Origin of the sequence: Eubacterium sp. An11 (assembly GCF_002161065.1) — a bacterium.
Taxonomy (GTDB): Bacteria; Bacillota; Clostridia; order Lachnospirales; family Lachnospiraceae; genus Anaerobutyricum; species Anaerobutyricum faecale.
The window spans coordinates 106,725-132,810 of sequence record NZ_NFLV01000008.1 but is presented as its reverse complement, the minus strand read 5'-3'; the positions used below and the strand labels follow the sequence as shown (position 1 = coordinate 132,810).

Sequence of the window (26,086 nt, the reverse complement as noted above, 5' to 3'; positions counted from 1 at the left end):
TGCTTTGTTCATCCGTTCTATCCAGCCTGGCCATCGGTAATGGCAACCCCTATCTGAATGAATATCTGATGTGGTATAATACAAAGCGGATTAAAACATCTCTAGGGAATATGAGCCTATGGGAGTATCGTCAAAGTCTCGGTTTGGTTGCATAACCAGTCCAAGAAAACTTTCCAACCTGGGGCTACTTACTCTGTCTCTCATTTTTGTCCTATGAGCGGTATTATTTTTCTGTTTTTTCCATTCGTTTTTCTTGTTCTACACATAACTCTGAAACAACACTAAGAAACCGTTTTGTATGTATCATAGAAATCGCCATATTTTTCTGTGAATACATTTCTAACAGTCTTTGTAGCTCTTTGAAGTGATATACTAGTGTTGTAACAGTAGTATATCACTTCAATCATTGTATTTATCAGGTTTTTTCATAGAAGCTTCCTGATAATAGTAGCTGCTTTTTGGTAGTTCAAGCCTTTTTAGTAGATCAGGCAGTGAATATTTATTCTTCAGGGCATCGATGATCACTGCCTTCTCCCTGTTTTTGAGAGCGTCTGATCGATGCCGGGATCTTTTTTTAGGACATTGATAGTTTCTTTCAGAATGTCAATCTCCATCTGCATGTTCCTGATCTGATCCTGTAATTGCATCAGTTCAGGAATAGATGATCTGGAAGAAGAACCTTCTGTAAGAGTATTTGGTTTAATATTTTTACAATTCATCAATGCGGGAACACCTCCATGGAGATATTTTTTTCGCCAACTGTAAATGCTGGCTCTGGTATAGCCGATATCTTCTGATACTGATTTTATACTTTCTCCAAGTTCAAAGCAACGATGAATGGCATCCATTTTTACTTGAACAGGTGGATTCCGGGGATGATCTGCCGTATTTACTAGCTCCAAAGGTTTTCGTTTCGGTTTAGTGACGCCTTCATTAGCTATCCATGTATACAGTATCCGTCTGGTAGGATAACCAAGAAATTGAATCGTGGTGGTTACTGATTGACACTGATGATAGACTTTTAAAGCGACAGCAATTTTGTCTTGCGAATACATTCTAATTTAACTCCTTTCGGAGTCCATGGGGAGTCCAACTTTTTGTCCGCACCCCCGGTTCATTTTATTTCATTTTTACAGGTATTGATCCACATTCTGGATCCACGGTGATAATGATGCCAACTATTTATCATTCATATTTTTATTTAGAAGGTGTTCCAGAATATAGATCAGATATTTAAAAAATGTTGAGATTATGGACCTTTTCCATATTCGCCACCGAATGCTGCATTTCCAACAAGTCAAATGTTTGTTATGTTCCGCATGGTGTCTGTTCTGAAACGCATCGGAGTCCGCTGGGTTCTGCATAATGCACCCATACAAGAAAAATAATAGTATAATATACTGTACTTCATTTTTCCTTTTTATTTTGTTATAATTAACCCAAATAGATATTTAGCCTAGTTAATCACCAGAATTTTCCCCTTTAAAATGCTTCAAAATTCCATCGATAAAATTAATAAAATTTTCTGGAATAGGTAAGCCAAGTTTTGTCGAATTTTCTAAAATAATGATGAGTTCATAAGATATATAAAACCATAATGTAATTGCTCGCAAGGATTCACCATTTTTGATTAGCAAAGTATCTATTGTATTAGCAATACCTATTAATAAAAATAGCACACATTTATTTGAAACCCACTGTGCAATAAACTTAAACGAAAACTGATGTAGGAAAAAGAGTAATAAAACGGACGATATATACTCGGAACTAACAAAAATTATTAATGCCAATAATAAGCCATCGAAGCCCCCTAAAAACCAAATTAGAATGTCAATAAATTTACTAAGATAAATAATATAGGACATATGTGTTCTCCTTTCATGTATGAAATATTTTTGTTTTTTACATTTAAAATTATATTTTAGATGGGATAAGATGTCGTTTACATAAAGTTGCATAAAGTTGCAAGAAAGGAGAGGATATATGCTGACGTTTGCCAAGTTTGCAAATGAATTAATTTATGCCACTAAACTTAATAACGAAGAGTTAGTTAACATTCTTTTAGCTTGTGTCTATGAACCATTAGATTTAAAAGACAAAAATGGAAATCCATATTATGCTGAAAAAGGTGAATGCAGTTACTTACTCAAGGGAAAAAGAGATGTAAAGCTCGAAATTCAGCGAGGTACAAGTAAAAAAGAAGTGATTGATTATGCTGAAACGTATTTAAAAGAAAATCTTATTCCTAAAATAATTCCTTCGCTTCTCGATGATTTCTTGGAAAATATGAGAACTCTAATTATATATGATTTTTCTATTTCTGAATCAAAAAAGAAAAAGTTGTTACTATTGGCGAATATACAAAACTTGGCAAGTTTTTTAGGGAATATATGCCTTTATGTAATTAGTAGACCAAATACAGTTCAAAATGAAACTATGTGTACAAATAATCTTCCAGAACAAAATAGATTCTTTAGTGGACGGGTAGAAGTATTACAAAATATCGACTCTCTTTTTTATAAGGAAAAGAAAGATACTATCAGTATTTGTCAAACTATTTCAGGTCTTGGAGGAATTGGAAAAACACAACTTGCAATTCAATATGCATATAACTATCATTACAAATATAAAACATGCATTTGGTTTATAGATGCAGAAAGTGGATATTCTGTTTATAATACTTTTGTGGATTTCGCAGAGCATTTTAATCTATTTTTGCCAGTAAATTATAACACCAAAGATTTACAACGGGTAATTAAAACTTGGTTATCAGAAAACCGTAGCTGGCTATTGGTATTTGACAATCTTGAAACTTTGGATACGATAACGCCTTACTTACCTGATAAAATAAATGGGCGAATTCTTATAACTACGAGAAATAACCGTATTGACTATGGAACGCCGTTCCTTCTTGATGTATTCAATTTAAATGAAGCGTTGCTTTTTATGAAAAGGAGGCTATCAAAAAATAATGAATGCAAAATGGAGTATTATAAGTACAATGATTTTAGCGAAAAATCAACAGTATTGATAAAGCGCTTAGGATATTTACCTCTCGCATTAGAACAAGCGGGGGCATATATAAAAGAAGTTCGTTGTTCTATTTCCGGTTATTTAGAATTATTAAAACAATCAAGTATTGATGTTTTTTCAGACAAATACGCCTCACCAGAGTATTATGAAAGTATTGTTACGTCAACATGGCATATTTCTTTTGCGGCACTTGAAGAGAGTTCTCGACAATTATTAAATCTTTGTGCCTATATGGGAGCAGATAACATTCCGATAAAATTTTTTGTGGAAATGAGAAGTCAACTTCCAACTCCATTGTCAGATGATCTATCAAAACAGTTAACAATAAATCGTATCGTTACAGGGCTTCGAACGTATTCTTTGACTAGCGGAACAGCTGACTTAATTAATATTCACAGGCTTGTTCAGGAAGTAATCAGGAAATATCAGGAAATTGAAGAAGTAAGTAGTTCTGATAAGATCGGATGGCTTCAATTAGATTTTGATATGTTAGAAAAATATCTTCCGACTTCATGCGAAGAACCTAATAGTGTATCACGATTTATGCAAATAGCTATTCATGCGGAATCTATTGCTGAATACTATTCTATCTTTGCCAAAGCAGATAATATAAAATTAGCAAATGTATATGATAAAATAGGCGAGTGTTACGATGATTGCGGCATGTTTGCTAATGCTTTTAGTAATTATTTTAATTCACTTAAAATAAAAGAACAGTATCTAGGAAAGGATCATCCTGATACAGCGATACAGTATGACAATATTGGTTTGTCATATACAAAGACCGGTGACTATCAAAAGGCAATAAAATGGCATAAAAAGGCCATTAATATTTTAGAATCAAGCTTAGGTAAAGAAAATCTTGATACAGCAACTGCTTATAATAATTTAGGATTGGCATTAGTTCGAAATGGAGACTATGACTCGGGTATTGAGTGGTATCAAAAATGTCTTGCCATTGAGTTGAAGATACTTGGCGATGAACATATTGAGATCGCGGCAGATTATAATAACATAGGTGAAGCGTATCATCAGAAACATGACGAAAAATCGGCTTTAAAGTATTTAATGTTAGCTCTTAGAATTAAAGAGAAACAGCTCGGCAGCATGAATTCAAATACAGCTATTACATATAATAACCTTGGCAGTGTATATTGGAGACTAAAACGGTATGATGATGCTATAAAATATACAGAAAAATCTCTTGATGTTTACCAAGCAACATATGGTGAACAACATCCAAATTCTGCTTTGGAAAGGGCAAATTTAGCAAGTATATTTGCCGATAAAGGTGATTTAAAAAAAGCAAGAGATTATTACATTAAAGCAATTGAAGTTGGAAAAAATAGCTTGGGTTTATCACACCCAGAAACAGCTAAAGCAATTGACGGAATGGGAACAACATATCTTACAGACGGAAAAATCAAATTGGCTTTACCATATTTTCTTTTAGCATATAAGTTGTTAAGTGATACTCTTGATCAGAATCATAGTGATGTGATGCTTGTTTATAAACATTTGCAGACTGTTCATAAAAAGATGGGAGTGCTTCAATCATTTGACAATTGGTTAGCAATACAATTGAAAAGGTCGATTATTGAACTAGAGGCAGAAATGCAAAACAATGAGTTTTAAACAAATTCTGTCAAAAATAACTGCCATTGTTCTTCCTATTGCATGTAAACACGATTTGAAAAAGAATTATAGAAAAAAGCAGGCCGTAAGATTAAAAGTAAGCGACTATTTACCGTTTACAAATCTAATTCATAGGAGAATCCTTTATTATGGAAGAATAAAAGAAACCTGTACATCGGATACCAATGTTGTGGTCAAGCATGTTTGGGTTCTTTCCACAGTTAGTTGATTTTCCGATTTGATTCAAGCCGCAACAACTTAGACTTTAACAGTTCAAAGCTGTTGCGGCCATACATGATCCGCTTTATTACTTTCAGTTTATTTACGCTTCCCTCCGCAAGCCCATTATTGTAATCGAATTGTATCGTATTCTTTATCGCATCTTTATCTCTTTCAATCCCATTTACAAAACTATCCAGTTCTTCTATCTGCAGCAGACAGCATTCCTCCATCCAGTTTTCCAGGTCTTCTGTTTTTTTCGCAAATAACATAAGCGCCTTATCTTAAGGTGCTAGCGAAAAAATAACACCCAGATGCTAGAGCATCTGGATGCGAGTATTTTACTCTATTGATAGTGTCAAGGTTTTTTCGCAAAAATTAAATTCAGCCGTTTGGTAGTCGGCAGTCAACCAGCTATGATATCAGACAGTAGATCCTCCTCTGCTTTGAAAAGATGATCCATGTTCATGTAGCGTCTGGCTCCCCAGTTGGTTGCTGCTACATGACGCAGTCTGGCACATACGAGCATTAAAGCACTTTGTCCATCTGGGAAAGCGCCAATTGCTTTAGTTCGACGTTTGATCTCTCGATTGAGGCGTTCAATCGTATTGTTCGTCCGGATCCGAGTCCAGTGCTGGCTGGGAAAATCCATATAGGTTAATGTTTCTTCGATGCCATCTTCCACCTTTTTTGCAGCTTTGGCAAGCTTCATAGCTTTCAGTTTTTCAGCTACCTGGATTGCTTTCTCCTTGGCTGCTTCTTTACTTTCCTGAGCATGGATTGCTTTCAGCATGAGAGCTACCGTTTTCATCTTGTTACGTGGTGTAACGGAAAAGATGTTTCTGTAAAAGTGCACGGTACAGCGCTGATATTTGGCATCTGGGAAAACTTCCGGAATGGTTTCCAGCATCCCCAGATTTTTATCACCTATAATGAGGCGTACACCAGTAAGACCGCGTTCCTTCAGCCATACAAAGAAAGAACGCCAGCTCTCACGATCCTCTTTCATACCTTCAGCAGCTCCAAGAATTTCACGGCATCCATCCTGGCTGACGCCGATTGCAACTAGAACGGAAACATTCTGGATCTCGCCACCCCAGCTGCGTTTCAGATAAACACCATCCACATAAACATATGGATAGTTCCCGGAGAGAGGGCGGGTCCGCCAGGTTTCGATATGTTCATAGGCCTTTTTATTGAGGTTGCTGATCGTTCCGGGAGATACTTTTGTTCCCCATAAAGCTTCGGTGATATCCTCTACACGACGGACAGAAACGCCGGCAAGATACATCTCGATGAGTGCTTCTTCAACAGAAGATTCTCTGCGGCGGTACCGTTCAATAATGGCAGTTTCAAAAGGAACACCCTTGAGTTTAGGAACTTTCAGTTCCACTTTCCCTGCTGTTGTATGAAGATTCCGCTTATAGTGACCGGAACGGTATCCTTGACGGTCAGCAGATCGTTCGTATTTCTCCGCATTGACTAACTCATCAGCTTCTTTGTCGAGCAGGGCATTTAAGGTTTCTTCGACACTGCTGCGGACAAGATCCTTTAAATCATGCTTTATTAAGTCCTCATTTAGCTGTATAATCTTATCAGACATGGTTTTATAGCCTCCTTTGATAAATTTTGTTGTGGTGACTTAATTCTACCAAACGGCTATAGACCATGTCTATTTTTATGAAATTTTATTTTTGCGAAACTTATTATACGTCATCACTGTTCATCGCTCATATCTTCATTTGGCCGGTGCTCCAGGACATAAGTCAGGTATTTAAAAATATTTAAATCATGGGCTTTTGCCATCTCAACCATGGTATATGCCACAGCGCTTGCGTGTGCCCCTTCCGGGGTTGCACAAAAAAGCCAGTTCTTTCTGCCCACTGTAAAAGGCTGGATGGAATTTGAAGTGATATACTACTGTTACAACACTAGTATATCACTTCACTTTTTGATTTTTTTATTGAAACATGCTGTATAAGACCCTCTGAAACTTTGGATATATAGAGGGACATTTATTTGCCGCCTCCAAAATAATGAAAGGAGAGGTAATGACATATGGCAGAAAAAAGATGTTATACAGTAAATGAGTTACAGGAGGTCCTTGGAGTCAGCAGACCGACGGTCTATAACCTTCTGAAGAAAAATGAATTCCGGTGGATCCAGCTGAATGGTGGAAAGTACCATATTTCCAAAAAGAGCTTTGATGACTGGCTGGATAATTTGCCGGAAGGTTTTAACTGATTTCATGTCAAATTACAAAATCGACATCCTAAATTTTTTTGAAAAAATGAGATATGGTATGGGCAGAAGGAGGGGGACTTCATGGACCGAGAAGAAATATTAAATACGAAAGACTATGATAGTCTGTTGAAAGAAGTGGAAACAAACAGCCCATACAAAAGGCTCCCCTATCTGGCAAAAAGTGGATGATTTTGGAGAGAGATTAAAAGCAAATGCAGTTATTCATGTAATACCAAGGGTTTTACAAAAACGCCTGTGAATGGACGAACAAGATTTTGAATCCTTCTTAAATGTTGTATCGCGTAATTTTTTTCCAGTTTACAGGAAATCCCATCATATTTAAAATGGAAGATTCGCTGATCTGCCCGCTGTTTTTTATATACTTATTGATAACACCGGTCAATGCGTGTTTAAATTCCAGAAAATCTTGTTTAGGAAGCAAGTAACGGAAAGCGATGACCAGACCAAACAAATCACGTTTTCCAGAAAGATATTGATTTCCTTTTTTTGGTATATTCAGTTTCTGATGAAGTATTGTATCTGGAAAATCAATCTGAATCCGAAAAGAATACAGCCGCTCGTTATGTGCGCATACATTCCGGAATAGGGTAAGAATTTTCAGATAACGTTCTAATTTTTTTCATTTACGCCTGGAAAATCTTTGCTGATGCCGCTTTGCAGCTGGAAAGGAAGCAAAGTGTAAAACCTGGAAATCTGTCCAAAAGTCAGGGTGTTGGTCAGTACCCATAAAAGGACGTTATGATAGACCTTACGCTGGTGAACAACATAATTATGTTCCGTATTTTTATTTGCCTGGTAGGATAAGATCTGGATTAGGCGAGCTATATCAGCAGCATTCTTTTTTGTATGATTGTAATTTTCAGGAGTGAGGTATGCAATCTGTTGCTCACCATGGAGACTGCAAAAATGGTAGGAAATAAGCTGCCGGATTTTACATTCTATTTCATATAAATATTTGAAAACAAGTTCACGCAGGGAAAGATCAAACTGGTACAGGACATAGATATCCTCAAAAGAAGCATTATTCTGGTAAATATGGGTCATTGGGTTGATGAACGGTGTTTTATATCCTCCGATTAAGGAAAAATATCCAATATTTTTTTAGAATTTCTTTTGCAGTTTCCCGGTCATAAATTTGGAGTTTTTTTCATTCTGTAGTTTATCAAGTCGCTGGTGATATGTAAGAAACGGTTTTGAAAAAACTTTCCCCTCTTCTTGTTTTCAGAATAAAAAAAGGAGGGCCCGCAGGTCCTCCCCCAGTCTCAGTCCTCACAAGTATCTGAAACCTGATCACTAAGATAGAGTCTAAGTACGGATTCACTCAAAAGTCAACGGTTTTTAGCAAATCCAACGGCTTTGTCCGTTGGTTATTGTATTCGAAGAGAAAAGACAATATGCAAAGATTCGGCATGTAGTGCCATGGGAATTTTATCTTCATCTATTATCATTAACTGTTCGCATTTGATTGCTATATCTAAAATATAAAAAATTTCTCTTTCTTTCGATTTTTTCCTGTTTTTCTCCTGTCTTTGTTATGAAGGGGAAATTAGGAATATTCTTTTTATGTTCCTCGTAAAAATGCAACTTGATAATTTCATAGTCATCCTGCAGGACAATAAGAAACAGTGGAGCCCGGCGGTTGATACGCCATGATAATCAAATAGTAAATCGTAAGGTATACTTATTTTGCGCCATGTTGCTGTAAAGCAAGTCGTATTCGTGAGAAAAGATTGGAGCGGTTTTGATCAGGCTGCAGCAAAGGTTGGGAACTTTGTGGCGAAGAGGCTGTTTCGGATAATGATACTTCCAGACAAAGTGTCTGGTCTGAATAAGATGGTGTGATTCCAATGCGGCTGTTGCCCGACAGCTACTTGCAGGAGGCCTTTAAATTTATTTACTGAAAAATAATATAGCTAATCGATCAAAAAAAGGAATATTTATGATAAGATATGTATTAACAGGTGAAAAAGTGAAAAAAATGTTGTCCCTGTCTTGACACACTCCAGAGCGGCAGTCCCATCATCCAGGACGGGAAACTGATCGGTGCGGTGACCCATGTCTTCGTGGACGATCCCACCAGAGGATACGGCATCTGCGCGGAGACTATGATGGAGGAAGCCGGGGAGAGGTGAGAAGGGGAAGAACTGTGTGGGGAAAAATAAATCATTAATATGCCAATATTAAGGATATGGTTTGCCTGATTAACAGGGACAGTCTTCTGTGAGTAGATTGTCCCTTTCCTTATATCTCGAATTTCTGATGCCGGACTTGTTGAAATGATCGGGAGAGGAAAGGATAAAAAATATACTTACAATACTCCTGGGTATATGCTAAACTAAGCTGAAATATTACGATATAAGGAGGACCCTATGAAGCTTGCATTTATTGGTACAGGAAAAATTATCGAAGACGCGCTGTTTGCGGCGGAGCCGGTGGAAAGTATTGAGATGACTGCGATTTTCGCAAGACCACACAGCCGCGGAAAGGCGGAAGCTTTCGCGCAGCAGTATGGGATTCCGGAGATTTACACGGATTACGAGGAGCTGCTCAAAAACACGGAGGCGGATACGGTCTATATCGGCCTTGTCAATAACGCGCATTATCCGTATGCGAAAGAAGCTCTTCTGCACGGAAAAAATGTGATTCTGGAGAAGCCTTTCACCGGATTTTACGAGGAGGCAAAGGAGCTGAAGAAGCTTGCGGAGGATAAGAAACTTTTTCTTTTTGAGGCGGTCACCGTTCTTCACAACGAGGTTTTTGATGAGATGAAGAAGAATCTAGCGAAATTAGGTACTCTTCGGATGGCGCTCTGTAATTATTCTCAGTATTCCAGCCGCTATGACGCCTACCTGGCGGGAGATATCACCCACTCCTTTGATCCGGATTATTACGGAGGGGCTTTGTATGATATTAATGTCTACAATGTGCATTACTGCGTCGGACTGTTTGGAGAGCCGGAAGATGTGGAGTATTATCCGAACATCGGACCGAATGGCGTGGATACTTCCGGCACTCTGATTCTTAAATATGACGGGTTCAGCGCAGTCTGCACGGGAGCCAAAGATTCTGACAGTCCGGGATTCATTTCCATTCAGGGGGAAAAAGGCTGGATGAAAGTCGACAGTAAGCCGAATATTGCGGATGCTCTGCTGACAACCTACGTGGATGAAAATGTAAAGGAGAAGGTCAGAGACGCGGCGGGAGCCATGGTCCGGGCCACAAAGACGGAGGATTTTAAGGCACCGGAGAAGCATCATCGTATGATGCAGGAATTTACGGATTTTGCCAGAATGATTGACGATAAGGACTATGAGACAGCGCAGGAATACTTGGCAGAGTCAGTGACGGTGGTGGGAGTTTTGGAGAAAGCGCGCACGAAAGCGGGCATTAAATTTTAATTTGTTGCTGAAAAAACCGTTAAATGTTACAAATATGTTAAAAACACTTAACAAATAGAAATATTTATGATATAATCTCCATTGAAGCATGAAAATAAGTAACAAGTATGTAATATTTTATGCAGGAGGTTGTATTATGAATTGTGTGAAAAAAAGACTGGGCCTGCTGTCAGTGATGGCAATGATGGGCCTTGCCTGTCTCGCACCGCAGAGGGTATCCGCGGCGGAGGCTCCATACAATCCACAGGAAACAGCGCAGACACAGGCACCACAGACGCAGGCACCAGAGGCAGCGGAAGCGCCGGCACCAACACCAACGATAAAATTAAATAAATCAAAAAAATCTCTGGAAAGAGATGATAAGCTGAAGCTTCGCGCGAAGATCAGGAATTCTTCCACGAAGAAGATTGTCTGGAAGTCCAGTAAGAAGCGGGTGGCGACCGTCGATAAGCGTGGCATGGTCACCGCCAGGGATAAAGGGAAAACCGTCATCACTGCCACGATTTCCGGAACAAACATCAAAGCACAGTGTGTGGTCACAGTGAAGAATTACGTGACCATGTGGGTGAAGACCACCGGTTATTGTAACTGTGCAAGCTGTGCGGGACAGTGGGCAGGAGCTGCTACAGCCAGCGGCACGAGACCTCGTGAGAACCGCACCATCGCCGTGGACAAGAATCTCATTCCTCTGGGAACCAAGGTAAAGATTGGCGATGAGACATATGTGGCGGAAGATACCGGCGGAGCCATCAAGGGAAGAAAGATTGATGTGTACTATGCCAGTCATGGAAAGGCCATGGCCCACGGAGTAAAATATCAGAAAATCAAAGTTTATATTTAAAACAAAAAAGAAATGCAGAAAAAGGAATGTATCGGATGTCTCCAGTGTGAGGAGATATGCCGTACATTCCTTTTTGTTTTGCAAATATTTCATTGGATTACGATTCATAAAATCATTTGTAAAATGAGAAAATTTACCGTAAAGATTAATGAGAAAATTTATGGATATGCTTTTTGATGGCCTCGAAGCTTTCCTGGCTGATGACATGTTCAATGCGGCAGGCGTCATTATTGGCGATATCCTTTGGGACGCCGAGGGATTCCAGAACTTTGGCGATCACTTTGTGACGTTCATAGATCATCTCGGCAATGGCCCGTCCTTCATCAGTCAGATAAATATAACCGGCGTCGGTCATGGTGATCTGCTTTTTCTCCCGCAGATTCTTCATGGCGATGCTCACGCTGGACTTCTTGAAATCCAGTTCGTTGGCCACATCCACGGAACGAACTACAGGGAGTCTTTCACTCAGAATTAAAATGGTCTCCAGATACATCTCAGCAGATTCGTTGCTTTTTTCTCTCAATGTTATCACCTCAATATACTTTCTTAGCTGGACATTTTGTTTACTATATCATAAAAGGATGAATAATTCAATTCCCGCAGGGAAAACAAAAATGCCGGGAAACGAAAAAAGTTCTTGACTTCTAATGAATGTTAGTATATACTAACGTCAGAAACAGACAGCAAGTGATGACAGACGCAGCTGCTGTTTGGAGACAAGAAAGAAGCAGCCGGAAAGGAGATTGTCATGGGTACAGTAATTGCAGGCGTAGTACTTTTAGGTATCGTGGGACTGGCAGTCAGAAGTATGGTTCGCGATAAGCGCAGTGGAAAGTCCCTTCAGTGTGGTGGGGACTGTAAGCATTGCGGAGGGCATTGTCATTAATTTTCAGATACTCATCATTAATTTTTGATCCAGTCAGAAATTATGAGTGTTCATATTTTATCCTTTTTTAGTTTAGAGATTATGTGGTTGAAGCTGCCCCCATGTTTTATGGGGGCTGTTTCCATGTCCGTAAAGAATATTTTATTGATGAGAAATTACCTCAACAATGGAAGTTTCCCGGATTCGTTTTGCCGGTCCGAAGACGGCCGCTGCACAGGAAAGTACTGTTACCAGCAGGATGACCGCGTAGGCTTCCAGTGGGAACTGCCAGCTTTCGTTCCAGCGATCGTAAATGAGCATCTGCCAGAGATAATAATGAAGGGGAAGCCCGATGAGGCTGCCGCAAAGTATGCCGGATATGGCATAGACGGAGGTTTCCGCGCCGATCATTCCGATGAGCTGACGGATCTCGATACCCACGGCCCGCATGGCGCCGTACTGCTTGATGCGGGCGGAGACGCTCATGGAGATACTGTTGATAATGTTAAAGGCGGCGATCATAGCGATGATGGCCAGAAAACCATAGACGAAGAGGGCGAAGGAGTAAAAGGCTCCTGCGGTCTCCTGGTTGCTGAGTCTCTGGTCGGAAAACGCCAGTTGATCGCCCAGGGAATCCTTGCTGAATTGCCGGATGGCATTGACATCTGCGTCGGTGGCATCAGAAGTCAGCTGGATATCGATGATCGTGTAAGCATTTTTTTCAGTGATGGCCGTGAATGTGTCTTCGGAGCAGATGAGGATCCAGTCGCTGCCGGCAAGATCAAACGGACATTGGTAGAGGGTGTCCGCCACAGTCAGTGTGCCGGCGGAGGTGACAATCTGGTCTCCTGTCTTGAGAGGACGGGCGGCATTGTATCCGGCCAGCACATAATTTCCGTTGCCAGTAACGTTCTGCCGGCTTTCTTTACCGGCAACTTTCTGCGAGTTTTCTTCGCCGGTAACTTTTTGCAGGCTTTGCCCTCCGGCAGTCCAGCCTTTTTGTTCTGCCCATCCAAACTGGTTTGCTTCGTAGGAGATCAGGGTGATGGTTACATTTTTTCCGTGATATTCAGCGGGGATGTCGGCAAATCCGCGGCCGTAAACCCGGGCGACGCCGTCCATGTGCTGAATTTCCTCTGCCAGATTTCTGCTGATGGTGCAGCTGTTGTCTGCTGCGGCCACAGAGAGATCCGGTGTGTAAGGCTGCAGAGGATTCAGGGCATGATGCATGAAAGTCACGAAGACGGAGAATCCCAGGAATAAGACAATACTGATGGCAAAGGAACCGGTCATGAGCAGAAGGTTCTTTTTGTTTTGTCTGGCATGGTGAAAGCCCAGTGCTGTGTGGATTTTCAGGAAGCGGGTATTGGCGGCCCGGCGGATTTTCGGCTGTCTGGCAGCGTTGCCGGAAACTGCGGTCAGCGGAGATACCCGGGATGCCTTTTTGGCCGGGGAACCGGCGGCCAGGAATACTGTGAGGATTCCGGTCACCGCCCCGGCGGCGATTCCGGTAGCGCTGACGCCGAAAACCGGCAGTTCGGCAAACATGCCAGGACTTAAGAACCGGAGCATGGCGCACAGGATCCATGTCACGGCCAGACCGAGAACGACACCGGCCGGAATGGCGGTTTTGCACCAGTAAAGAGCTTCCAGACGGACAAAACGCATGATCTGTCTGGGTTCTGCTCCCAGACAGCGCAGCATACCGAAGAATTCGGTGCGCCTGGCGACGCTGCTGTTTAAACTGCTGGCGATCATCAGGACGCCGGCGGCCAGCACAAACAGGAACAGCACGACAGCTGCCGCGTAAAGGCCTGTCATATAAGAGTCGCTGCTGTATCCGAGAACCCCCAGGAGGGCTGTGTTTTCTCCCACATCATCTTTGCTTAAATGAAATTCTTCTATTATATTGTCAATGGACCGGCGCATGTTGCAGTTTTCCCTGAACTGTACGTAGTAGGTCATATCAGCATCGGTCATGGCGGTATCATTGACGGCTGAGAATAGTTCCCGGTAGGTTTCCAATGACATAAATACAGCGACGGCGTCTACTTTGGAGGTGAGCACTGTGTCCATGCCGAAACCGGAGACTGTGAAAGTCATGGCCTCGCCGGAAGGAATGGTAAGGGTAACCGTGCTTCCGATGTCCACGCCCAGGATGTCTTTGGCATTCTGGGTCAGGAGTACCTGATTCTTCTCATACGGAAATTCCCCTTCTTCCAGATTGTTCATGATGTCAGTCACCAGCTTGTCTTCCACGCCGCAGATAGCGACTTTAGAGCCGTTTAGTGAGTAATCTTCTTTCAGACGGTAGTTCATCACATCGTACCAGGAAGAAGCGGCTACGTCTGGTCTCCTGGCAATGATGTCAGCGTCCTCCCGGCTGATATTCTGAATGGCCAGATGCCAGTTGCCGTTATTTTGGATGGCACGGATTTTCTGACTGCGAAGTTCCATATCCGCCATGCTGAAAATGGTGCTCACCAGAAAAACGGCGAGGATGATGCACAAAAGAGTCATTCTGTTCTGACGCCGGTGGACTTTTGCGGAGATGGGAATGAGGCTAAGATAACTTTTCATTGCATGTCCCTCCCAGATCCGTTAATCTGCCGTCGCTGACGCGCAGTACCCGGTCAGCGGCGGAGGTCAGATTGATATTGTGGGTGATCATCAAAATAGTCTGATGATATTTACGGGAAGCAGTTGTAAGAAGCTCCACCACATCCCGGCTGTTTTGCGAGTCAAGGTTCCCGGTGGGCTCATCGGCCAAAATCAGCATGGGTCTGGTGATCAGCGCCCGGCCGATGGCTGTCCGCTGCTGCTGTCCGCCGGAAAGCTGTCCCGGCAGGTGGTGGCGGCGTTTGGTGAGCCCCAGAACGTCGAGGATTTCGTCCACCGCCGCCTGATCCGGTTTCTGATAATCGAGAAGCAGGGGAAAGATGATATTTTGTTCCACGGTGAGCTCCGGCACCAGATGAAAAGACTGGAAGACGAATCCAATGTTGCGACGGCGGAAAATAGTCCGCTTTTTCTCGGACATGGCAAAAATATCCGTGTTGTTCAGATACACTTTTCCTCCGGAAGGTTGATCCAGGGCGCCGATACAGTTTAACAGGGTGCTTTTTCCGGAACCGGATTCTCCCACGATGGCGGCGAATTCTCCCCGGGATACCGTGAAGGAGACGTCATCCAGCGCCTTCACCGCATTTTCTCCGGAACCGTAAATTTTGGTCAGATGTTCTACTTTTAATATATCCATATATATACCTCCCTGTCCGGCTGTGAAATGATGGAAATGGTTTTTTGCAGAGCTTTTCCGGTGCGGACCGGTATTTTCCATCCTGCCCGGACAAGTATATTATGTCAGAGGCAGCTTACAGACCGGTGAATCCGGTCTTACAGTTTTGTAAGCTTTGACGGAAAGGAGAGGACGAAGGAGGTGCCGGTTCCTTTCTGACTCTCCACGGTGAGGAAGCCGCCCTGTCCATCTATGATGGATTTGGCCAGGGGAAGTCCCAGGCCGACGCCCTGGGTGTCGGTGGAATCCGGACTTCGGTAAAAACGCTTGAAAATATGATGAATATCTTCTTCGCGGATTCCTGTGCCGTCATCGGTGACAGTGAGACGGGTCATGGCAGGTGAGCGTTCCCAGGAAATGTGGATCTGTCCGTGGGGATCCGTGTGGTCCAGAGCATTTTTTACAATATTTTCTATGGCTTCTCTGGTCCAGTCTTTGTCACAGTAAAGGGATATTTGTTCATCTCCCCGGAGCAAAAGCCTTTTTTGTTCCCGGACAGCTCTGGTGGTCAGAGCTTCGATGGATTCCCGGACGACAGTCCCGGCGGGATAAAAGTCTTTGTGAAACTCTATGCCGCCGGCGTCCAGACGGGTGAGTTTCAAAAGCGTTTTTATGAGATGTTCCATGCGTGCAGCCGCCTCGGTGGATTTTTCAGAAAATGTCCGGATCGTCTCCGCATTGTCCGGTTCCTCTCTCATGATCTCATGGTACATGGAAAGCGCGGCCAGAGGGGTTTTCAGCTGATGGGAAATATCGGAGATGGTATTTTTCAGGAAACGTTTTTGCTGTCTTTCCGTCTCCTGACCGGACTGCAGGGCGGTGGCCATGGTGTTGATTTTATCAAAAAGATGATAAATTTCCCCGTTTTCAGACTGCGGGAGCAGGCGGGAAAAATCTCCGCCGGTGAAGCGGGTGACAGTCCGGGCCGCTTCCTGACAGAGGGATTCCCGTTTCCGGAGAAAAAAGAAAACAGCGGCAAAAATCAATCCTCCAAAAAGAAAAGCGGAGAGAGGGAAGGCGGTATCCAAAGGGGAGTGCGGTAGTTTTTCTGCGGGAAGTCCCAGTTTGTCGAGAAGTGCATCTCCTGCCGGGGACATTTCATCCCCGGTGATCGCACGGGCACAGATGTCTGCCGGAACCCGCTCATGAAGAAGAACAGTGACCACTGCGTTGTCGTGGGCAAGCATCTTCCGGCTCATCCACTGCCCCTGCAGCTGTTGGAGGATGAAGACCGTGACAAGCTGCAGGACAAATAGGATAAGAATGGTAAAGAGAAGAGTCCTCTGTTGTTTTTCACGGAAAACAGTCATGATCTCACCTCATTCCACCGGTATCCAAATCCACGGACAGTCACGAGAAGCTCCGGCCGGGAAGGGTTGGTTTCGATTTTTTCCCGCAGACGGCGGATGTATACGGAGAGGGTGTTATCATCCACAAAATGTCCCGCGCCGTCCCAGAGCTCGTCAAGGATCATGCTGCGGGTAACCACCAGCCCGGCGTTGCGCACCAGCAGACAGAGCAGACGGTACTCGGCGGCGGTAAGGTCCAGCGGAGTTCCCCTGAGATACGCCCGGCTGGCCAGCAGGTCAATGCGCACGTCGCCGGAGGACAGCGCCGGCGTTTCGGATGCGGCCTCCCGGGCCGGGATATCCGGCGCCTGATCCGCTTCGGCATGGCTGCCGTGAGCGCCCATGGCACTCCTTCGAAGCAGCGCGTGGATCCTGGAGAATAATTCGCCCAGGCGGAATGGTTTTGTGATGTAGTCGTCTCCGCCGCTGTCCAGACCCCGGATGATATGAACTTCTTCATCGGCAGCAGTCAGGAAGATGATCGGCACAGTGCTGCCGGTTTTGCGCACTTCTTCGCAGAGGGTAAAGCCGCTGCCGTCGGGCAAAGTCACATCCAGAAGCAGCAGATCATAAGAATTGCTGGCCAGCAGCTTTCTCGCTTCGCCCACAGTTCTGGCGGTATCCACAGTAAACTCTTTCTTTTTCAGGCTGTATTCCAGTCCGTCTATGAGGCTTTTGTCGTCTTCCAGAAGCAGAATATGTTGCATATTTTATTTCCTCCCCGGTAAATCAATTCTAAAATACTTTGTCACAATGCCATTATTATAGTCCATCTGCTTTGCAAGTTGCAAGGGCGGCGGGGGAGCGGCCATTGCCGGTGGTGTCCGGCGGCCGGACGCTGAAAAAAGGCGGGGACCGGCGTGTGATCCGCAAAGAAAAACTGATTTTTACCTTTTAAAGCGACGGAAAAAATGGTAGACTATAACCCGGAAAAGAAAACTGTCAGGAAAAGGAAGTACTTGTATGAAAATGATTATTCAGTTTATGAAGGATTACAAGAAGGAAAGTGTTCTGGCACCGCTGTTTAAAATGCTGGAGGCGATGCTGGAGCTTCTGGTGCCTCTGGTGGTGGCGTCGATCATTGACCAGGGGATTTACCGGGAGAGCAGACATTACATTTTTATGATGTGTCTGGTGCTGTTCGCTCTGGCTCTGGTGGGCCTGCTTTTTTCCATTACGGCCCAGTATTTTGCGGCCAAGTCGGCGGTGGGCGCGGCGACGGCCATGCGTTCCCGGCTGTTTGCGCACATCCTGTCGTTTGGATACAGGGAGATGGATGACATCGGCAGTTCCACGCTGATTACCCGGATGACCAGCGACATCAATCAGGTGCAGAACGGTATCAACATGGTTCTGCGTCTTTTTCTGCGTTCTCCGTTTATTGTGTTCGGCGCCATGATCATGGCTTTTACCATCGATGTGCGGGCGGCGCTGATTTTTGTGGTTACCATACCGCTGCTGTCCTTTGTGGTGTTTACAGTCATGGGCGTGACAAAGCCCATCTATAAGAGAGTACAGGCGGCGCTTGATAACATTTTGAATATAACAAGGGAGAATCTTACCGGCGTTCGGGTCATCCGTGCGTTTAACCGGGAGGAGAGCGAGAAGGAGGCCTTTTTTGCGGGAAATGACCGGCTGACGGCACTGCAGAAGTTTGCCGGCATGATTTCCGGACTGACCAATCCGCTGACCCTTGTGATCATCAATCTGGCGATCATCGTACTGATTCAGACCGGAGCCGTCCGGGTCAATGAAGGATCTTTATCTCAGGGAGAGGTGGTCGCGCTTTATAACTATCTTTCGCAGATTCTTGTGGAGCTGATTAAGTTTGCCAATCTGATCGTGACGATCACCAAGGCGCTTGCCAGCGTGAACCGGGTGCAGGATATTTTCGCCATCGAGCCGGAGATGAAAGAAGGGGACCGGGATACGATTGCTGCCGGACAGGAAGGCGGAGCGCAGGCTCCTGCGGTGGAATTTCGCAATGTGTCTTTCCGATATAACGAAGGCGGCGAGGCTGCCATCAGCGGTATTTCTTTTACAGCTGCGTCCGGAGAGACCATCGGCGTCATCGGCGGTACCGGTGCAGGTAAGTCGACTCTGGTCAATCTGATTCCGAGATTTTATGATGCGGAGACGGGAACGGTCTCCTTATTTGGGCACAATGTGCAGGAGTATTCTTTCCGGGAACTGCGTAAGGTGGTGTCTGTGGTGCCGCAGAAGGCCCAGCTTTTTGAGGGAACCATCCGGAGCAATCTTTTGTTCGGTGTACCGGATGCCCGGGAGGAAGATATTGAGGAAGCGCTGGCCGTCTCTCAGGCAAAAGAGTTTGTGGATACCAAAGAGGGAAGACTGGACGCTGTTGTGGAGCAGGGGGGAAGGAACTTATCCGGCGGACAGAAACAGAGACTGACGCTGGCAAGGGCCCTTCTTAAAAAGTCGCCGATCCTCATCATGGACGACAGCGCGTCGGCTCTGGATTATGCCACAGATGCCCGGCTGAGAAAGGCGATTAAAGAAATGAAACATAAACCGACGGTATTTATCGTGGCGCAGAGGGCGTCCTCACTGATGCATGCAGACAAGATCATCGTCCTGGATGACGGAAAGATCGCAGGGATGGGAACCCATGCGTCCCTGCTGGCAGACTGCGATATCTACCGGGAAATCTATGAGACTCAGTTTAAGAAGGAGGCATAACGATGGAGACGAAAAAAACCATGACGCAGAAAGAAACGGCGGTACGCCTCTGGAATTATCTAAAGCCCCACAGTTTTTTTGTGATTTTATCCCTCGTGATGGCTGCGGTCACGGTGGCCGGTACTTTATATCTTCCTATTCTTATGGGAGATGCCATTGACTGTATTATCGGAAAAGGGCAGGTGGATTTTGCAGCGATCCGCAGGATTCTGCTGTTCGGTGTGGCTGCCGCCATTGTCACCGGAGTTGCCCAGTGGATCATGAATATCTGCAATAACCGGATTACTTTTCATGTGACCAGAGATATAAGGAACCGGGCCATAGAGAAGATAGAGATTCTTCCTCTTAAGTATGTGGATGGTCATTCTTACGGCGATGTGGTAAGCCGTGTGATCGCTGATGTGGATCAGTTTGCCGACGGTTTATTGATGGGATTTACTCAGTTTTTTACCGGTGTGATCACCATTTTGGGGACATTGGGATTTATGTTCTCCATTCATCCGTGGATTGCACTGCTGGTGGTCTGCCTGACGCCGATTTCTCTGTTTGTGGCAAGATTTATCGCCAGTCACACATACTCCATGTTCCGGCTGCAGTCAGAGACCCGGGGACAGGAGACGGCTCTGGTGGAAGAAATGGTGGAGGGACAGAAAGTAGTCAAAGCTTTCGCCTATGAGAATACCGCTCAGGAGCGGTTTGACGAGATCAATGGACGACTGCAGGACTGCTCTTTACAGGCAACCTTCTATTCTTCGCTCACCAATCCCTGCACCCGCTTTGTCAACAGTCTGGTTTATGCCAGCGTGGCGCTCTCCGGTGCTCTCACTGCCCTTTCCGGAGGACTTTCCGTGGGACAGCTGACCGTGCTGCTGAGCTATGCGAACCAGTACACGAAGCCGTTCAATGAGATTTCAGGTGTGGTGACAGAACTGCAAAATGCCTTTGCCTGCGCGGCCAGAATCTTTGAGCTCATCGATGAGACGCCGCAGACGCCGGATCCGGAGGATGCGGAGATTTTGTCTGATGTGGAAGGAAATGTGACCCTTTCTCATGTGAAGTTTTCTTATCAGCCGGGCAAAAAGCTCATCGAAGACTTTAACCTCCAGGTCAGCCAGGGACAGCGGGTGGCCATTGTGGGCCCGACCGGATGCGGGAAGACGACGATCATCAATCTCCTCATGCGCTTTTACGATGTTAATGACGGGTCCATTCAGGTGGACGGCACAGACATCCGCCACATTACCAGGAAAAGTCTCCGGAGTTCCTATGGCATGGTTCTCCAGGATACCTGGCTGAAAACAGGAACTGTCCGGGAGAACATCACTCTTGGCAATGAGGGATATACCGATGAGCAGATCATACAGGCGGCCAAAGAAGCCCATTCTTACAGCTTCATCAAGAAGATGCCGAAGGGGCTTGACACCTGGATCACCGAGGACGGAGCAGGTATGAGTCAGGGACAAAAACAGCTGCTTTGTATCACCCGGGTCATGCTCCACGTACCGGCTATGCTGATTCTGGACGAGGCGACCTCTTCTATCGATACGAGAACGGAGCAGAAGATCCAGAATGCTTTTGCCAAGCTGATGGAGGGACGGACCAGTTTCATTGTGGCGCACCGGCTTTCCACCATTCAGAATGCGGATATTATTCTGGTCATGAAAGATGGCAGGATCATTGAACAGGGCAATCATGAAGATCTGCTGGCACGCAATGGATTCTATGCGCAGCTTTATAACAGTCAGTTTGCCAGTGTATGATATGAAGGGCGGAATCTGCTGTTCGCGGGCGGGTAAATCCCGGCCCCTCAGAGGTTCTGCCATTTATCGGGAAATTTGTTCTTTTAAAGATACAGTAAATGTACAGCGGGATACTTGTTTTTTCACATAAAATCCCTTATAATCAGTTTGGCGGACAATAAAAGACAGATATTTTCCAATTATTACTCTTTTGTGTTCCGTACAAAGGTTTTGTAAGATACATTTTTATCGGATGAGGGGAGATTCCCATCTGATAAAGCATCCGCAGGGGATGTGGAACTTTGTTCCGGTATCCATGTGCGGAAGGAAGATTATATGAACGAGGTGACAGGAATGTTTAGTAAAGTGACAGAAGACATTTATTATGTGGGCGTCAATGACCATCAGATTGATTTATTTGAGGGACAGTATGATGTGCCTAATGGTATGGCCTATAATTCTTATGTGGTCATGGACGAAAAAATTGTAGTATTTGACACGGTGGATGCTCATTTCAAGGATGAATGGCTGGCGAACCTGGCAGAGGTGCTTGGTGACCGGAAACCGGATTATCTGATCGTGCAGCATATGGAGCCGGATCACTCCGCTAACATCGCTGCCTTTGCGGAAGTATATCCGGAAGCAAAGATTGTTGCCAACGCTATGGCATTCAATATGTTAAAGCAGTTCTTCGGCACAGATTTCGCCGACAGAAAAGTAGTCGTAAAAGACGGAGAGACCCTTTCCACAGGAAAACACAATCTGACATTTGTTTTCGCTCCGATGGTACACTGGCCGGAAGTTATGGTGACTTATGATTCCACAGATAAGGTACTGTTCTCCGCTGACGGTTTCGGTAAGTTCGGCGCTCTTGATGTGGAAGAAGAATGGGCCTGCGAGGCAAGAAGATATTATTTCGGTATTGTAGGTAAGTTCGGTATCATGGTACAGCGCCTGCTGAAGAAAGCAGCTGCCCTTGATATTCAGGTTATCTGCCCGCTTCACGGACCGATCTTAAAAGAGAACATCGGTTATTATCTTGATCTGTATAACACCTGGTCTTCCTACGGTGTGGAGAGTGAAGGGACCGTCATCGCCTACACTTCCGTTTACGGACATACAAAGGCTGCTGTGGAACTTCTGGCAAAGAAACTGGAAGAAGAAGGCTGCCCGAAAGTTGTTGTCAATGATCTGGCCCGCTGCGATATGGCAGAGGCTGTGGAAGATGCCTTCCGTTACGGCAAGCTTGTTCTTGCATCTACTACATATAACACAGAAGTATTCCCGTTCATGAGAGACTTCCTGGCAGAGATCACAGAGAGAGGATATATGAACCGCAAGGTAGCGTTCATTGAGAATGGTACCTGGGCTCCGATGGCGGCGAAAGTGATGAAAGCAGCGTTTGATAAATGTGAAAATATCACATTTGCTGACACCACGGTAACGATTCGTTCCGCTATGACTCCGGCCAACGAAGAAGAAATCGATGCTCTGGCAAAAGAGATGAAATAATAGACGATCCTATTTGAAGAGAAAGGCTGTCACCCTGACCGGCCGTCTTCCCACGGAACAACGCGAGGCGAAGGTCCATGGGAGGACAGCATGCTGTCAGGTGGCAGCTTTTTTCATTTCGGAGATAAATACGTCTTTCATGTAGTCGCAAAGATAGGCGTTGGCAAGAGAAGTATGTCTTCCATTGCCGGTATTTTCCGCTCTGTCCCCATTTCCGTGAAAAAGCGGCTGTAATTCCACGAAAGAACAAGTATCTTTATAATCATTTTTATAGAGTGTCAGGGAATCCGCGTAGGACTTCTGCGCTGTCTGGATGCCCTTATATTTTGTTTGTGGGAAAAGCGGAAGAAACAGACCGTTTTTTCTGATATAGCAGGTGGCGGGCTTCGCCTTTTCCCGAAATTGGCTGTCCACATAACAGCCGACGGATTTATGGATAGCCCGGTCTTCCTCGGGAAGATAAAAATAATTTTTATAATCCGGATAAAAATATTTTAAAGTCCCCTGGACTACCGGAATGGTTATCTGCATCTTTTGTCCGTCAATGTCCACAGAAGAGAGTGGAGGGATACTGCTGTTTTCCGTGCCGGGTGAAAGGATATCAGACAGGGAAAATCCTTTCTCTGTAAAATCTGCAGCCGCATGAAGAGGCTTAGGCAGAGGCTTTCGCAGACGGCAGTCGGCGGTCAGACGGGGAAAAGTAGGCTGATCTGCGAAATCCCCGGAACAAAGCCGGTCCGCAGTCATATTGGCAGAAGAGGAATCTCCGGAGACGGTAAATCCTTCCACGGTGAACTGGCCGCCAAGAAGAGATTCATAGGCGGCCAGGGGAAGCAGGGCTTCCATGCCGCGGATATCCTCCATGTTGTGGAGAAGAAGAAGATGGAGCAGCTCCGGATCCTTTTTCAGGAGATATTTCTTATAAATGCCGATGAGCTGTCCGCCGTTATATAAGTCTTCCCGTGAAATGCCAAGAAACCGCTCCCAGTCTTTTTGTTTTCCGTGGGACAGATGAAACAGAGTCTGGAACGGACGGAGCATCCGGTAGAGATCCAGAGAACCGGTCAGGTCCAGACGATAATCCATATGATTGAGTTCGTAATGACGGTTCAGGTAGGGGATGTCAAAACTCTCTCCATTAAAGGTAAAAAGGGGTGCCGGGTGCTTCATGAGAAAGTCTCTCAAAGCCAGCAGCATGGCAGGTTCACTGACACCGTCATCGTTAAACCACTGGACGATGCAGAGACTGTCCTTCTCATAGTAGCCGCAGCCGATGAGGTAGAGAATGGTGGTATCCCGTTTTAATCCGGTGGTTTCAATATCTATAAAGGTATAGCGCGTGTCTTTGGCGTCTGTTCCCGGAGTGGTTCCGGGAAAGCAGTAATGTTTTGTGAGCATAGTGTGTCCTTTCTATCATATAAGAAGATACCGGGAGAACGGCATGTTAGTGGAATAGTACCAGAGAAAAAAGCGGCTGTCAAATGAGAGGGAAGAGAAGTCGTCGGTTGTATTTCCAGGGGAAGTATGGTATTATTGGATAGAATATAAGTTCGAGACAGGAGTTAATTACGTTGATTTCATACATAAAAGGCACGGCGGTTTATGCCAATGAGGAGTATATCGTGGTGGATAACCGCGGGATGGGTTATGAAGTGCGGACTTCCGCCGCCACCTGTGGTCAGATACACATGGGGGAGGAAGTGACTCTCTATACATATCTTTATGTGCGGGAGGATCTGCTCGCTCTCTATGGATTTTTGTCCCGGGAGGAGCTTCGGGTATTCAGGCTTCTTTTGGGAGTCAGCGGAATCGGGCCGAAGGTGGCCGTTTCCATCTTATCGACGCTCAGCGTGGAAGATCTGTATTATGCCGTGGTCAGTGAAGATGCGAAGAGCATCGCCCGGACGCCCGGAATCGGGCCGAAGGGAGCCAGACGGTTGATCATCGAGTTGAAAGATAAGCTGGATCTGGCAGATCTTGGCATTGGAAAAGAAGAGGAAGTGCCGGCTGCGGCAGACCTGACGGGGGACGGCAGTCAGATCACAGACACGATGGATGCCCTCATTGCCCTCGGTTATTCCAACGGCGAAGCATACCGGGCGGTGCACAAGGTGCCAGGCGCAGAGAACATGGACGCGGAGCAGCTTTTAAAAGAAGCGCTCAAGAGGATTATGACATTATAACATTGCAGGTGACAGAATGGACAGGATGATAACGACAGAACTGCTGGAAGAAGACGCAGCCGCCGAGGGGAGTCTTCGACCGGCGTCATTAACAGAATATATCGGCCAGGAAAAGGTCAAAAAGAACCTGAACGTTTTCATTCAGGCAGCGAAGATGCGGGGAGAGCCTCTGGACCACGTACTCTTGTACGGGCCGCCGGGACTGGGTAAGACCACTCTTGCCGGCATCATCGCCAATGAGATGGGCGGGCATTTAAAGATCACCTCCGGACCGGCCATCGAGAAGCCGGGAGAGATTGCCGCCGTGCTAAACGGGCTTTCTGACGGGGATGTATTGTTTATCGATGAAATACACCGGCTGAACCGGCAGGTGGAAGAAGTACTTTATCCGGCCATGGAGGATTTTTCCATTGATATCATGATCGGAAAGGGGGCCTCCGCCCGTTCGATCCGGCTGGATCTGCCGCATTTTACTCTTGTTGGCGCGACCACCAGAGCGGGGATGCTTACCGCACCTTTGCGAGATCGTTTTGGCGTGGTAAACCGGCTGGAATTTTATACCGATGAGGAGCTCCGGACCATTGTGGAGCGTTCTGCGGAACTTCTCGGAGTGGAGATCGACGGCGAAGGGGCATTGGAGATTGCCCGGCGGAGCCGGGGAACGCCCCGACTGGCCAACCGCCTGTTACGGCGGGTGCGGGATTTTGCACAGGTAAGATACGACGGAGTGATCACCCGGCAGGTGGCGGGAGACGCCCTCGATCTGCTGGAGATTGACGCTCTTGGTCTTGATACCACAGACAGAAATATTCTGGATACGATGATTGTCAAGTTTGCCGGAAGACCGGTGGGGCTTGATACACTGGCGGCAGCCATCGGCGAGGACGCCGGGACCATTGAAGATGTATGTGAGCCTTTCCTGATACAGAGGGGCCTCATTAAACGGACGCCGAGGGGGCGGGCGCTGACTCCATATGCCTATGAGCATCTGGGGCTCCCTGTTCCGGAGGAAGTCTTTTAGCAGTCGCTGCGGCGGCCTGTGCCGGGCG

At 45.5% G+C, this 26,086-nt stretch carries 22 protein-coding genes and 2 pseudogenes; 12 read left to right on the top strand and 12 right to left on the bottom strand.

The genetic code is table 11. From position 1 onward, the window contains the following. On the top strand, positions 1–155 hold a 155-nt coding region (locus B5E53_RS18870; RefSeq protein ID WP_140401468.1), incomplete at its 5' end, for an IS3 family transposase. Positions 156–521: 366 nt separating this feature from the next. Here B5E53_RS18870 and B5E53_RS08535 read toward each other — a convergent pair. Next, the gene (locus tag B5E53_RS08535) at positions 522–1,055 is read right to left on the bottom strand and encodes a transposase (protein WP_140401467.1); all 534 of its coding nucleotides are present in this window, start codon (positions 1,053–1,055) and stop codon (positions 522–524) included. A gap of 405 nt (positions 1,056–1,460) precedes the next feature. After that, on the bottom strand, positions 1,461–1,865 hold the full coding sequence (locus B5E53_RS08530) for a phage holin family protein (protein WP_162611862.1): 405 nt from the start codon (positions 1,863–1,865) through the stop codon (positions 1,461–1,463). A 118-nt stretch (positions 1,866–1,983) separates the two neighbouring features. Between B5E53_RS08530 and B5E53_RS08525 the strand changes: the two genes are divergently transcribed. Then, complete coding sequence (locus tag B5E53_RS08525) at positions 1,984–4,668, top strand: tetratricopeptide repeat protein (RefSeq protein ID WP_087314059.1); 2,685 nt, start codon at positions 1,984–1,986, stop codon at positions 4,666–4,668. Positions 4,669–4,889: 221 nt separating this feature from the next. On the opposite strand, the gene B5E53_RS08520 is transcribed toward B5E53_RS08525, so the two are convergent. The 3 genes and pseudogenes from B5E53_RS08520 to B5E53_RS08510 form a co-directional block, all read right to left on the bottom strand. Next, on the bottom strand, positions 4,890–5,159 hold the full coding sequence (locus B5E53_RS08520) for a transposase (RefSeq protein WP_242963598.1): 270 nt from the start codon (positions 5,157–5,159) through the stop codon (positions 4,890–4,892). A 134-nt stretch (positions 5,160–5,293) separates the two neighbouring features. After that, positions 5,294–6,490: an IS256 family transposase gene (locus B5E53_RS08515; protein WP_087314057.1), complete on the bottom strand. Its 1,197-nt coding sequence runs from the start codon at positions 6,488–6,490 to the stop codon at positions 5,294–5,296. A gap of 113 nt (positions 6,491–6,603) precedes the next feature. Further along, positions 6,604–6,801, bottom strand: a pseudogene (locus B5E53_RS08510) (IS66 family transposase); the annotation flags it as partial. 144 nt (positions 6,802–6,945) lie between these two features. On the opposite strand from B5E53_RS08510, the gene B5E53_RS08505 reads away from it, so the two are divergent. Continuing rightward, the gene (locus B5E53_RS08505) at positions 6,946–7,131 is read left to right on the top strand and encodes a helix-turn-helix domain-containing protein (RefSeq protein WP_087314055.1); all 186 of its coding nucleotides are present in this window, start codon (positions 6,946–6,948) and stop codon (positions 7,129–7,131) included. Between the two features lie 630 nt (positions 7,132–7,761). Here B5E53_RS08505 and B5E53_RS19720 read toward each other — a convergent pair. Next, the gene (locus tag B5E53_RS19720; RefSeq protein ID WP_343215623.1) at positions 7,762–8,247 is read right to left on the bottom strand and encodes an Abi family protein; all 486 of its coding nucleotides are present in this window, start codon (positions 8,245–8,247) and stop codon (positions 7,762–7,764) included. A gap of 905 nt (positions 8,248–9,152) precedes the next feature. Between B5E53_RS19720 and B5E53_RS19945 the strand changes: the two are divergent. From B5E53_RS19945 to B5E53_RS19605, 3 genes and pseudogenes are all read left to right on the top strand, one after another. Beyond that, positions 9,153–9,284: pseudogene (locus B5E53_RS19945) on the top strand (SpoIVB peptidase S55 domain-containing protein); the annotation flags it as partial. A 237-nt stretch (positions 9,285–9,521) separates the two neighbouring features. Further along, positions 9,522–10,550 carry a Gfo/Idh/MocA family oxidoreductase gene (locus B5E53_RS08490; RefSeq protein WP_087314053.1) on the top strand — a complete coding sequence of 343 codons (1,029 nt, stop codon included), beginning with the start codon at positions 9,522–9,524 and terminating at the stop codon, positions 10,548–10,550. A 136-nt stretch (positions 10,551–10,686) separates the two neighbouring features. Beyond that, complete coding sequence (locus tag B5E53_RS19605; RefSeq protein ID WP_207652111.1) at positions 10,687–11,391, top strand: 3D domain-containing protein; 705 nt, start codon at positions 10,687–10,689, stop codon at positions 11,389–11,391. A gap of 145 nt (positions 11,392–11,536) precedes the next feature. On the opposite strand, the gene B5E53_RS08480 is transcribed toward B5E53_RS19605, so the two are convergent. Beyond that, positions 11,537–11,884: a metal-dependent transcriptional regulator gene (locus B5E53_RS08480; RefSeq protein WP_087314092.1), complete on the bottom strand. Its 348-nt coding sequence runs from the start codon at positions 11,882–11,884 to the stop codon at positions 11,537–11,539. 255 nt (positions 11,885–12,139) lie between these two features. On the opposite strand from B5E53_RS08480, the gene B5E53_RS08475 reads away from it, so the two are divergent. Then, positions 12,140–12,277: a FeoB-associated Cys-rich membrane protein gene (locus B5E53_RS08475; RefSeq protein ID WP_087314051.1), complete on the top strand. Its 138-nt coding sequence runs from the start codon at positions 12,140–12,142 to the stop codon at positions 12,275–12,277. A 141-nt stretch (positions 12,278–12,418) separates the two neighbouring features. Here the strand turns inward: B5E53_RS08475 and B5E53_RS08470 are convergent, their stop codons facing one another. From B5E53_RS08470 to B5E53_RS08455, 4 genes are all read right to left on the bottom strand, one after another. After that, entirely contained in the window at positions 12,419–14,836 is a 2,418-nt protein-coding gene (locus tag B5E53_RS08470; RefSeq protein WP_087314049.1) for an ABC transporter permease, read from the bottom strand. Beyond that, positions 14,820–15,515 carry an ABC transporter ATP-binding protein gene (locus B5E53_RS08465; RefSeq protein ID WP_087314091.1) on the bottom strand — a complete coding sequence of 232 codons (696 nt, stop codon included), beginning with the start codon at positions 15,513–15,515 and terminating at the stop codon, positions 14,820–14,822. The genes B5E53_RS08470 and B5E53_RS08465 overlap by 17 nt, the downstream gene beginning before the upstream one ends. A gap of 137 nt (positions 15,516–15,652) precedes the next feature. Further along, the gene (locus B5E53_RS08460; protein ID WP_087314047.1) at positions 15,653–16,864 is read right to left on the bottom strand and encodes a HAMP domain-containing sensor histidine kinase; all 1,212 of its coding nucleotides are present in this window, start codon (positions 16,862–16,864) and stop codon (positions 15,653–15,655) included. Then, the gene (locus B5E53_RS08455) at positions 16,861–17,610 is read right to left on the bottom strand and encodes a response regulator transcription factor (RefSeq protein ID WP_087314045.1); all 750 of its coding nucleotides are present in this window, start codon (positions 17,608–17,610) and stop codon (positions 16,861–16,863) included. Before B5E53_RS08455 ends, B5E53_RS08460 begins: the two co-directional genes overlap by 4 nt. A 256-nt stretch (positions 17,611–17,866) precedes the next feature. Here B5E53_RS08455 and B5E53_RS08450 point away from each other — a divergent pair, with 256 nt between their 5' ends. From B5E53_RS08450 to B5E53_RS08440, 3 genes are all read left to right on the top strand, one after another. Beyond that, positions 17,867–19,603, top strand: coding sequence for an ABC transporter ATP-binding protein (locus B5E53_RS08450; protein ID WP_087314043.1), 1,737 nt, complete (start codon positions 17,867–17,869; stop codon positions 19,601–19,603). A gap of 2 nt (positions 19,604–19,605) precedes the next feature. After that, positions 19,606–21,363 (top strand): ABC transporter ATP-binding protein, encoded by a 1,758-nt coding sequence (locus tag B5E53_RS08445; RefSeq protein WP_087314041.1) that lies wholly within the window; start codon positions 19,606–19,608, stop codon positions 21,361–21,363. Between the two features lie 315 nt (positions 21,364–21,678). After that, positions 21,679–22,854, top strand: coding sequence for an MBL fold metallo-hydrolase (locus B5E53_RS08440; protein ID WP_242963596.1), 1,176 nt, complete (start codon positions 21,679–21,681; stop codon positions 22,852–22,854). A 96-nt stretch (positions 22,855–22,950) separates the two neighbouring features. On the opposite strand, the gene B5E53_RS08435 is transcribed toward B5E53_RS08440, so the two are convergent. After that, the gene (locus B5E53_RS08435) at positions 22,951–24,252 is read right to left on the bottom strand and encodes a ribonuclease H-like domain-containing protein (protein WP_087314039.1); all 1,302 of its coding nucleotides are present in this window, start codon (positions 24,250–24,252) and stop codon (positions 22,951–22,953) included. A gap of 173 nt (positions 24,253–24,425) precedes the next feature. Between B5E53_RS08435 and ruvA the strand changes: the two genes are divergently transcribed. Together ruvA and ruvB are read left to right on the top strand one after the other, a co-directional pair. Beyond that, positions 24,426–25,037 (top strand): Holliday junction branch migration protein RuvA, encoded by a 612-nt coding sequence (gene ruvA / locus B5E53_RS08430; protein ID WP_242963595.1) that lies wholly within the window; start codon positions 24,426–24,428, stop codon positions 25,035–25,037. Positions 25,038–25,053: 16 nt separating this feature from the next. Beyond that, positions 25,054–26,058 (top strand): Holliday junction branch migration DNA helicase RuvB, encoded by a 1,005-nt coding sequence (ruvB, locus tag B5E53_RS08425; protein ID WP_087314035.1) that lies wholly within the window; start codon positions 25,054–25,056, stop codon positions 26,056–26,058. The last annotated feature ends 28 nt before the right edge of the window (positions 26,059–26,086 follow it).

Excerpts from the sequence above, each read along its gene's own strand:
- B5E53_RS08535 (WP_140401467.1), bottom strand. The coding sequence starts at position 1,055 with ATGTATTCGCAAGACAAAATTGCTGTCGCTTTAAAAGTCTATCATCAG.
- B5E53_RS08530 (WP_162611862.1), bottom strand. The coding sequence starts at position 1,865 with ATGTCCTATATTATTTATCTTAGTAAATTTATTGACATTCTAATTTGG.
- B5E53_RS08525 (WP_087314059.1), top strand. The coding sequence starts at position 1,984 with ATGCTGACGTTTGCCAAGTTTGCAAATGAATTAATTTATGCCACTAAA.
- B5E53_RS08520 (WP_242963598.1), bottom strand. The coding sequence starts at position 5,159 with ATGTTATTTGCGAAAAAAACAGAAGACCTGGAAAACTGGATGGAGGAA.
- B5E53_RS08515 (WP_087314057.1), bottom strand. The coding sequence starts at position 6,490 with ATGTCTGATAAGATTATACAGCTAAATGAGGACTTAATAAAGCATGAT.
- B5E53_RS08505 (WP_087314055.1), top strand. The coding sequence starts at position 6,946 with ATGGCAGAAAAAAGATGTTATACAGTAAATGAGTTACAGGAGGTCCTT.
- B5E53_RS08490 (WP_087314053.1), top strand. The coding sequence starts at position 9,522 with ATGAAGCTTGCATTTATTGGTACAGGAAAAATTATCGAAGACGCGCTG.
- B5E53_RS19605 (WP_207652111.1), top strand. The coding sequence starts at position 10,687 with ATGAATTGTGTGAAAAAAAGACTGGGCCTGCTGTCAGTGATGGCAATG.
- B5E53_RS08480 (WP_087314092.1), bottom strand. The coding sequence starts at position 11,884 with ATGTATCTGGAGACCATTTTAATTCTGAGTGAAAGACTCCCTGTAGTT.
- B5E53_RS08475 (WP_087314051.1), top strand. The coding sequence starts at position 12,140 with ATGGGTACAGTAATTGCAGGCGTAGTACTTTTAGGTATCGTGGGACTG.
- B5E53_RS08470 (WP_087314049.1), bottom strand. The coding sequence starts at position 14,836 with ATGAAAAGTTATCTTAGCCTCATTCCCATCTCCGCAAAAGTCCACCGG.
- B5E53_RS08465 (WP_087314091.1), bottom strand. The coding sequence starts at position 15,515 with ATGGATATATTAAAAGTAGAACATCTGACCAAAATTTACGGTTCCGGA.
- B5E53_RS08460 (WP_087314047.1), bottom strand. The coding sequence starts at position 16,864 with ATGACTGTTTTCCGTGAAAAACAACAGAGGACTCTTCTCTTTACCATT.
- B5E53_RS08455 (WP_087314045.1), bottom strand. The coding sequence starts at position 17,610 with ATGCAACATATTCTGCTTCTGGAAGACGACAAAAGCCTCATAGACGGA.
- B5E53_RS08450 (WP_087314043.1), top strand. The coding sequence starts at position 17,867 with ATGAAAATGATTATTCAGTTTATGAAGGATTACAAGAAGGAAAGTGTT.
- B5E53_RS08445 (WP_087314041.1), top strand. The coding sequence starts at position 19,606 with ATGGAGACGAAAAAAACCATGACGCAGAAAGAAACGGCGGTACGCCTC.
- B5E53_RS08440 (WP_242963596.1), top strand. The coding sequence starts at position 21,679 with ATGAACGAGGTGACAGGAATGTTTAGTAAAGTGACAGAAGACATTTAT.
- B5E53_RS08435 (WP_087314039.1), bottom strand. The coding sequence starts at position 24,252 with ATGCTCACAAAACATTACTGCTTTCCCGGAACCACTCCGGGAACAGAC.
- ruvB (WP_087314035.1), top strand. The coding sequence starts at position 25,054 with ATGGACAGGATGATAACGACAGAACTGCTGGAAGAAGACGCAGCCGCC.